This window comes from Vibrio sp. V43_P6S15P86 (genome assembly GCF_009904725.1).
Taxonomy (GTDB): Bacteria; Pseudomonadota; Gammaproteobacteria; order Enterobacterales; family Vibrionaceae; genus Vibrio; species Vibrio diabolicus.
The window spans coordinates 1-8,265 of record NZ_WXWT01000193.1 but is presented as its reverse complement, the minus strand read 5'-3'; the positions used below and the strand labels follow the sequence as shown (position 1 = coordinate 8,265).

The window sequence follows — 8,265 nt, the reverse complement described above, 5'->3', positions numbered from 1 at the left end:
AATTTTTCATTTCTCTACAACTATTTACTGAGAGAATGATTCCGTTTATCATTTGGTCCCCTTATAATAAACCACGTTAATATTACGGAATTAAAATGAAAAAAACGTTAGTGGCTTTTCTGATTGGGCTGACTTTGCCAGCAACCACAATCGCAGATACTCTTAAGCCTGTTCAGAATGATGTATCCACTCGCATTATTGGCGGCGAGCCAGCTAATACTTCCGACTGGAAGTTTATTGCTTCACTGGTCCGTAAAGGACAGCCAACATCTATTGGTCACTTCTGTGGCGGTAGTTTCCTTGGTGGAAAATACGTATTAACTGCTGCGCACTGTGTGGAAGGTCTTAATGCGGACGATATTGATATCGCTCTTGGTCTTTATGATCAAAACAACGAGTCTCACGCGCAGCGCATCGCGGTTAACAATATCTACTCGCATACTGCATATAACAGTAATACAACGAACAATGACATCGCTCTTATCGAATTAGAGCGTAATGTCGATAGCGCGACTATCGATTTGGCAACGCCAGAGCTTTTGGATAGTGTACGCGTAGGAGATAAGTTGCACGTGGCTGGATGGGGAAATACGTCCACGACAGACCGAGTATACCCAACCGTTTTACAACAAGTTGATTTGGAATACGTAGATCGAGCAACCTGCCAAAACCTATCGGGAAATTACTCTAATGTATCAGATGACGGCATTTGCGCCGGATACTATTGGGGAGGTAAAGATAGCTGCCAAGGAGATAGCGGCGGTCCGCTCATCGTTGATGATAACGGCATCAACAAATTACTAGGCGTAGTCAGTTGGGGGGATGGATGTGCTCAACCAAATGCTTATGGTGTTTATGCAAACGTCGCTCATTTTCAGCATAACGGCTGGATAGATAGTCATCGTAATACTATCAGCTACACTCAGTATCGAGATCTTCATTTCGTTGAGCGAAAAGCGCAGCAAGAGACCTTTACTATTCGTAATGACGATACTACCCCGTTCAACTTTTACGGAGGTATAATATCAAGCGGGATCACTGTCAATGAAAGCACTTGTACTGGTACCTTAAAACCTTCTCAAAGCTGCCAAGTTACCGTGGGCTACCAACCTAGCTATTCGGAGTCGGTAGAAACGCTAGAGCTCTTTACCGATCATCCGAAGCTGTCCAAACTTACAACAACTTTTAAGTATAGAGGTGTAGATAAAGCGAACAGCTCAGTGCGTAATGCCGTTCCGCTAGCAGACGTCAATGTTTATACCAGTGAATACGCTTGGACGGCTGAAAATGGTGAACTTCAATCTGCAGATATGGGAACTTATGCTGGGGTATCTGAGCTAGTTTTGACCGATCTTCCGAAGGGCAAACTTACAATGGATCTAAAAGTAATGTCCGATGGCTTTGATCACTTTGCCATCTTAGTTAATGGTCAATTTAACCATATCACCAACCAACGCCTCGATTATGAAGAGCTCCAGATCGATCTTCACAAAACATCTAATACAATAACGTTTGCATACCTCAAAACCCCGCGTTCGAGTGGCATTTACAGCGCGCAAGCGTATATTCGCAATATCAAGATGTCAGTTAGTTCAGATAACACTAGCGAGAGCAGCGTAACCAAAACATCGAGTTCAGGCGGCAGCTTCTCAATTAGCCTATTAATGTTGCTAGCTGCAGGTCCTTTCCTACGTCGCAAAAAAGGATAACAAGATGCAATATATACTCAAAACAATGCTGCTTGGTTTGAGCTCAATCAGCTTAGTCGCTTGCTCGGCAAATACAGAAATGCAGCAAGGTCAAGAGTCAGAACACCAAGCAATCATGGTAGAAGCGTACCAAGCTAGCGATAGTCAAATTTCATTTATCGCCGAGTCTAATGGCTGCAGTAAGAACGATGACTTTAGCTTAAAAATAGAGCAAAACTCTTCAACGGAAGCCCTACTCACAATCGTCAGGAACAAAGTGGATCATTGTAAACGAATGCCGTTTCCAAAGACTTTCACACTAACTCTAGATGAAGAGTTGAAAGGCAAAAAACTTTCCATTACCAACCCAAAAAGCAAGTCACCGGCTAAATAGTGATTCGCTTACGAAAGGGAGCCTCGGCTCCCTTTTTGCCTCTCGCAACTCAGCAATTCTCACTCTAGCGTTTTACGCCTGCTCAGACTCCACAATACGCTTAAGTGAATGCGGGTGCAGCTTGATACAAATGCCTTGGTACTTAAACGCCACGGTTGGGTTGTTCAAGCGTTCGCCTTCCCCTTTCGGGCTCGACAATTTGATCTTCACACCCAGTTCTTTTAACTCATCAAAACGCGCGCCAAACGCTGGGTAAGTGTGTTTCAAATCAGCAAGAAACTCATCTGCGGTTTCGGCATGAGACGGAATCACAAACTCCACATGTTCCCAGCTTTCAGTTGGGTAGATTTTGCCTTCCGCAGGATATGGCAGCTCCAGACACTCAATCTTCCAGCCACGGCTTTCCAACGCTTTGTCGAATTCGATAACGATGATTGGGCGACCGTTTATTTTCGCTTGTGAAATCACCTTACCGTATTGATTCCATGCTTCATGCGCGGCTTTCGCTGTTTCAGTATCATTAATTCGCAGCGCAATATGGTCAGCTTGAGCAAAGCTCAGATCCAGTTTTAACAGGGATGCAAGCTCTTCAATCTTCGCCATAAATGCATCCAGATCTTGGATCATCAATTCAGGCGCTAGGCGTTTTTCAACTAGTTGAGTCGTCATTGTGGCTCTCTTTTGGGGCGATTTATCTCATTACTCTGAGCGCAATAGTAAACGCAAACCAAACCACATTTCCATTCAATCGAAAAAGTAAAAATTTCGCCTATTCATCTCTGTATGAAAAGCAATAAAGTTGTTATGATTAGCCCCATTTTTGTGAACTCTAACAGAGCTCGGCGTACATTTTGCCGAGTTCTTTGTCCTTGAATTGAAGGAAACGCGTGTGAATATCCAAGCACTTATTAATGACAAAGTATCTCAGGCTCTAGAAGCCGCTGGCGCACCTGCAGGCAGTCCTGCAGCCGTTCGCCAATCAGCAAAGCCACAATTTGGTGATTACCAAGCAAACGGCGTAATGGGCGTTGCTAAAAAACTGGGTACTAACCCTCGAGAATTTGCACAGAAAGTACTGGATGTTCTGGACCTAGATGGTATTGCGAGCAAAACAGAAATCGCTGGCCCTGGTTTCATCAACATTTTCCTAAGCGAAGAGTTCCTTGCGAAACAAGCCGACGCGGCGCTAAAAGACGAGCGTCTTGGCGTAGCTAAAGAAGAAGCACAAACCATCGTTGCCGACTACTCTGCACCAAACGTAGCAAAAGAAATGCACGTTGGTCACCTACGTTCAACCATCATCGGTGATGCAGTAGTACGTACGCTTGAGTTCCTAGGTCACAAAGTGATCCGTGCGAACCACATCGGCGACTGGGGTACTCAATTCGGAATGCTTATCGCAAACCTTGAGCGTGTACAACAAGAGTCTGGCGAAGTTTCTATGGAACTTGCGGACCTTGAAGGCTTCTACCGTGAGTCTAAAAAGCTGTACGATGAAGATGAAGAGTTCGCAGTAAAGGCGCGAAACTACGTGGTAAAACTGCAAAGCGGTGACGAGTACTGTGCAGAAATGTGGAAAAAACTCGTTGATGTAACCATGATCCAAAACCAGCGCAACTACGACCGTCTAAACGTGTCACTGACTCGTAACGACGTCATGGGCGAAAGCATGTACAACGACATGCTTCCTAAGATCGTTGCGGACCTAAAAGAACAAGGTCTTGCCGTTGAAGATGATGGCGCGCAAGTTGTATTCCTAGATGAATACAAGAACAAAGATGGCGAACCAATGGGCGTTATCGTTCAAAAACGCGATGGTGGTTTCCTATACACAACAACAGATATCGCATGTGCAAAATATCGTTATGAAGAGCTAAGCGCAGACCGTGTGCTTTACTTCATCGACTCACGTCAACACCAGCACCTAATGCAAGCTTGGACGATTGTTCGTAAAGCGGGCTACGTGCCTGAGTCTGTATCTCTTGAGCACCACGCGTTCGGCATGATGCTGGGTAAAGACGGAAAGCCATTCAAGACTCGTGCGGGTGGTACCGTTCGTTTGGCAGATCTTCTGGATGAAGCAGAAGTTCGCGCAGCACAGCTGATCGAATCTAAAAACCCTGAACTAGATGCAGACGAAAAAGAGAAGATCTCTAAAACAGTTGCAATGGCAGCGGTTAAATACTCTGACTTATCTAAACACCGTACGACTGACTACGTGTTCGATTGGGACAACATGTTAGCGTTTGAAGGCAACACAGCACCATACATGCAATATGCATACACTCGTGTAGCTTCAATTTTCGCTAAAGCTGGTGTTGCTATGGATGCTCTCCAAGGTGACATCAAAATCACTGATGAGAAAGAGAAAGCACTTATTGCTAAACTTATGCAGTTCGAAGAAGCGGTGCAATCTGTTGCTCGCGAAGGCCAACCACACATCATGTGTAGCTACCTATTCGAATTAGCAGGTCAGTTCTCTAGCTTCTACGAAGCGTGCCCTATCCTAGTTGCTGAAGACGAAGCAGTGAAACAAAGCCGTCTGAAACTAGCTGCGCTAACAGCGAAGACCATCAAGCAAGGTCTGTCTCTACTGGGTATCGATACTCTAGAGCGTATGTAATCCGCTTTTACGTAGTTAGCTTAAGTAGCACAAGCTAAATGATGACAAAGGTTGACGTGAAAGCGCCAACCTTTTGTTTTATCTGTCGTATACTAATTCAAACTAAAAATTAATCGGACAGCAATAATGAGTTTTGAACTTCATCCTCAATTGGCAAAAGACACTTCGGTGATTGGTCACTTCCCACTTTGCGTCGCGCTTCTTCATAAAGATAATGCTGTGCCATGGGTTATCTTGGTGCCTAAACGCGAAAATTTGAAAGAGCTACACCACTTGCCAATGCAAGAGCAACAACAGTTTTTGCTAGAATCTCAAGCGGTAAGCCAAGCACTCGAAGCGACATTCCGCCCAGACAAGTTAAACCTTGGCGCCCTAGGTAACATGGTGCCACAGCTACACATTCACCATATTGCGCGCTTTAAAGACGATATGGCATGGCCAGGACCAGTTTGGGGGAATACAAAAGGAGAGTTTCGTACTGACGAAGAACAAGAAGAGATTCTTAACCGAATTCGTAATGTGTTGTCGTTAAGCTCTATCTTCCGTAAAGCGTAACCGTTATATAACTTTTAATTCAGGTAGAAAGTAAAAAGCCGCATCATTGCTGATGCGGCTTTGTTGTTTGTGCGCGATGGTTCATTGCTCCTACTACATGGTTACGGTAAGTGACAAACCATCGTGCTTCGTGACTGCATAGCGTATTCGCGTTATATGATGAGCTTTATTTGTATCTACCAAGCGAGAAATGCGACCTTTGTTAATCCATACACTTAACATGGCGTCTGCACCGTCTTCACTCATTCCGAACTGTTTTGCTAGCTCAGATTGGGAAACCGTTCCTTTTTCGGCAATATATTGATAAAGCTCTTTTAAAATCATACGACTTGCGCCTCAAACTCACCTTGATGTTTCTTGCCTACGCGCTTGAAAACGCGGTACGTGCCAAAGAAAATCGCAATAATTGTGGCAATCCAAACGCCGCTGGTGATAGGGCTATCAGCGAAATGCATAAGCTGATGATAGAAAGTCGCACTCAAGTACGCGAGCCCCATTGTCCATACCGCTATAAAGCGCGCAAAGTTATTGCCGAATTCTCGAACATAGGCACCCATCGCAGCCACACAAGGAGTGTAAAGTAAGATAAAAACTAGGTACGCAAAAGCAGCATGACCAGAAACAAATTTCTCTTTTATGTTACCAAAGATCGATTCATCAATTTCTTGCTCCTCTGCGACTGCATGAGAATCTGCTAAATCACCGACGTCAATCCCCAGAGGATCAGAATAGCTCAGCCCTGCTAGGTTTTCAGGAATGCTCATCACCGCTTCTTCTAGGCTACCCATAAGATCAAATTCTGCATCCTCTCCATCGGTTGGCGTAGTATATAAGCTGTTCAATGTGCCCACGACTGCCTCTTTCGCGAAGATACCAGTAATAATACCAACCGTTGCTGGCCAGTTATCCTCTTGAATACCAATTGGTGCAAACACTGGCGTCACAACCTGAGCGGCTTTTGATAGAACCGATTTATCACTGTCTTCATTACCGAATGTACCGTCAGTTCCTAGCGAGTTGAGGAAGCTCAAGATAGCAACAACCACTACGATGGTTTTACCTGCCCCCAATACAAAACGCTTAAGTTTTTGCCAAGTTTTGATCACGACGTTCTGCAACGTTGGAAGCTCATAGTCAGGCATTTCCATCACCAAGCTATCACTGCTGCCAGGATACAGCGTGTGCTTGAGGAACAAACCGGTAAACACCGCGGCGACAATACCAAGTAGGTAAAGTGCAAACACAATGTTTTGACCAGAGCCTGGGAAGAAAGCGGCAGCAAATAAAGCGTACACAGGTAAGCGAGCACCACATGACATAAACGGTGCCATCGACGCAGCCAACTTGCGCTCACGCTCTTGGTCTAGCGTGCGCGTTGCCATGATCGACGGAACGTTACAGCCAAAACCAAGAACCAAAGGGACAAACGCTTTACCCGGCAAGCCGATTTTCTGCATCACTTTATCAAGCACAAACGCAGCGCGTGCCATGTAACCCGAGCTCTCAAGCACAGCAAGGAATAAGTACAAACACGCTATGACCGGGATAAAGGTCGCAACTGTTTGAATACCGCCGCCTAAACCATCAGCAATCACCGTAACTAGCCATACGGGGAGGTGACCATCTAATAAGTGGTGTCCACCATCAACCAGCAATGCGCCTACACCAATGTCAAAAAAGTCGATAAATGCACTACCGATGTTAATCGAGAACATAAACATCAAGTACATAACCACAAAGAAGAATGGGATCCCAATCCACTTGTTCAAAATAAACTGGTCGAGTTTTTCAGTCACGCTACGGCTTAGCTTGCCTTCGCTTCGGCGAACTTTTTTACACTGTTCATGCAGGTATGTGTACTTGGTATCCGCGACATGCAAATCGATATCCAAGTCTAAAGTCGCAGTGACTTCCAACACTTTGCTTCTATCAATATCGGAAAGGCTATTGAGAACCATCGTGTCTTTTTCAAGCGCACGAATCGCTAATGCACGATGGGCGACGGTTTGATCGTTAAAAAGTGCGGAAACGGTTTGAATCGCCGACTCCATCTTTTCACCGTAATGCAAAGATAACTCTTTAAGCGCGACCCCTTGAACAATGGACTTATGAAGTTTTTCTTTAAACTCTGCAACTTGAGTTTTATTGGTTGCAGATAAACTTACTACAGGACAACCTAACGTTTTCTCAAGCTCTGAAACGTTAATCATTTGACGTTCACGTTTTAGCGCATCCATTTTGTTGAGAACAACAATCATAGGACGGCCAAGTTCGCGAAGTTGTAACGTCATATATAAGCTGCGCTCTAAACTCGTGGCATCAACCACGTTGATAATGAGGTCGGCAGGATGAGTTAGAACCGCACGCGATGCAATGGATTCATCAATACTATTGCTATCATTACCACTGTCTAACGAGTAAATGCCAGGAAGGTCAGTGAGCAAAAACTCGTCACCCGCATGTTTGAATTGTCCCGTTTTCTTTTCAACGGTGACGCCTGCCCAGTTACCAACTTGCTGTTTTGCGCCAGTCAAACCATTAAATAGCGTCGTTTTACCACTATTAGGATTACCTACGGTAAGCACTTGATATTGCATTACACTCGCTCCACTTCAATTTTCTGAGCAATGGTTTCTCGCAAGGCGACAGACACACCACGGACTTCGACTTGTAAAGGATCGCCCATTGGAGCACGTCGAATCACTTTGACTTCTGTATTGGGAAGCAGCCCCATTACCATGAGTTTCTTTCTGATATCTGATGAAAGACCATCTAACAACCGAATCGTCACCGTATCGCCAGGATTAATCTCTGATAACTTCATAGTGGCCCTTAAGAGTATTGCTAATGAGAAATATTATTATTTAATAAGTTTAGGCTGCCAATATTACTCTCCTATAACCCTTCAATCCTTGTGTGAAATCAAAGATTTCATAAATGTTTTCATGCTTTCAAACGTCAACTCCGTAAATTTCCTCTCGTTATTTACGTCAAAATTAACAATT

The 8,265-nt window shown here is 44.5% G+C and carries 8 protein-coding genes; 4 read left to right on the top strand and 4 right to left on the bottom strand.

Translation table 11 applies throughout. The features are described from left to right. Window positions 1-95 precede the first annotated feature (95 nt). Both CAG69_RS08325 and CAG69_RS08320 read left to right on the top strand, forming a co-directional pair. Window positions 96-1,709 (top strand): serine protease, encoded by a 1,614-nt coding sequence (locus CAG69_RS08325; protein WP_053807101.1) that lies wholly within the window; start codon window positions 96-98, stop codon window positions 1,707-1,709. Window positions 1,710-1,713: 4 nt separating this feature from the next. Beyond that, window positions 1,714-2,082, top strand: a complete 369-nt coding sequence (locus CAG69_RS08320; protein WP_139059964.1) for a hypothetical protein — start codon at window positions 1,714-1,716, stop codon at window positions 2,080-2,082. A gap of 72 nt (window positions 2,083-2,154) precedes the next feature. Here CAG69_RS08320 and CAG69_RS08315 read toward each other — a convergent pair whose 3' ends face one another. Beyond that, entirely contained in the window at window positions 2,155-2,751 is a 597-nt protein-coding gene (locus tag CAG69_RS08315; RefSeq protein WP_161443663.1) for a VOC family protein, read from the bottom strand. 220 nt (window positions 2,752-2,971) lie between these two features. Here CAG69_RS08315 and argS point away from each other — a divergent pair, with 220 nt between their 5' ends. Together argS and CAG69_RS08305 are read left to right on the top strand one after the other, a co-directional pair. Next, window positions 2,972-4,705, top strand: a complete 1,734-nt coding sequence (gene argS / locus CAG69_RS08310) for an arginine--tRNA ligase (RefSeq protein WP_161443661.1) — start codon at window positions 2,972-2,974, stop codon at window positions 4,703-4,705. Between the two features lie 126 nt (window positions 4,706-4,831). Continuing rightward, window positions 4,832-5,260, top strand: coding sequence for an HIT family protein (locus CAG69_RS08305; RefSeq protein ID WP_012842045.1), 429 nt, complete (start codon window positions 4,832-4,834; stop codon window positions 5,258-5,260). Between the two features lie 93 nt (window positions 5,261-5,353). Here CAG69_RS08305 and CAG69_RS08300 read toward each other — a convergent pair whose 3' ends face one another. Genes CAG69_RS08300 through CAG69_RS08290 form a run of 3 tightly spaced genes read right to left on the bottom strand, consistent with a single transcriptional unit; the run spans window position 5,354 to window position 8,084 of the window. Next, window positions 5,354-5,584 carry a FeoC-like transcriptional regulator gene (locus CAG69_RS08300; protein WP_005396058.1) on the bottom strand — a complete coding sequence of 77 codons (231 nt, stop codon included), beginning with the start codon at window positions 5,582-5,584 and terminating at the stop codon, window positions 5,354-5,356. Then, window positions 5,581-7,857 (bottom strand): Fe(2+) transporter permease subunit FeoB, encoded by a 2,277-nt coding sequence (gene feoB, locus CAG69_RS08295; protein ID WP_161443659.1) that lies wholly within the window; start codon window positions 7,855-7,857, stop codon window positions 5,581-5,583. Before feoB ends, CAG69_RS08300 begins: the two co-directional genes overlap by 4 nt. Then, window positions 7,857-8,084: a FeoA family protein gene (locus tag CAG69_RS08290; protein ID WP_005382190.1), complete on the bottom strand. Its 228-nt coding sequence runs from the start codon at window positions 8,082-8,084 to the stop codon at window positions 7,857-7,859. Before CAG69_RS08290 ends, feoB begins: the two co-directional genes overlap by 1 nt. Between the last annotated feature and the right edge of the window lie 181 nt (window positions 8,085-8,265).

Bases quoted from the DNA above. Each gene is read 5' to 3' on its own strand.
- CAG69_RS08300 (WP_005396058.1), bottom strand. From the start codon at position 5,584: ATGATTTTAAAAGAGCTTTATCAATATATTGCCGAAAAAGGAACGGTT.
- CAG69_RS08290 (WP_005382190.1), bottom strand. From the start codon at position 8,084: ATGAAGTTATCAGAGATTAATCCTGGCGATACGGTGACGATTCGGTTG.
- CAG69_RS08315 (WP_161443663.1), bottom strand. From the start codon at position 2,751: ATGACGACTCAACTAGTTGAAAAACGCCTAGCGCCTGAATTGATGATC.
- CAG69_RS08320 (WP_139059964.1), top strand. From the start codon at position 1,714: ATGCAATATATACTCAAAACAATGCTGCTTGGTTTGAGCTCAATCAGC.
- CAG69_RS08305 (WP_012842045.1), top strand. From the start codon at position 4,832: ATGAGTTTTGAACTTCATCCTCAATTGGCAAAAGACACTTCGGTGATT.
- CAG69_RS08325 (WP_053807101.1), top strand. From the start codon at position 96: ATGAAAAAAACGTTAGTGGCTTTTCTGATTGGGCTGACTTTGCCAGCA.
- feoB (WP_161443659.1), bottom strand. From the start codon at position 7,857: ATGCAATATCAAGTGCTTACCGTAGGTAATCCTAATAGTGGTAAAACG.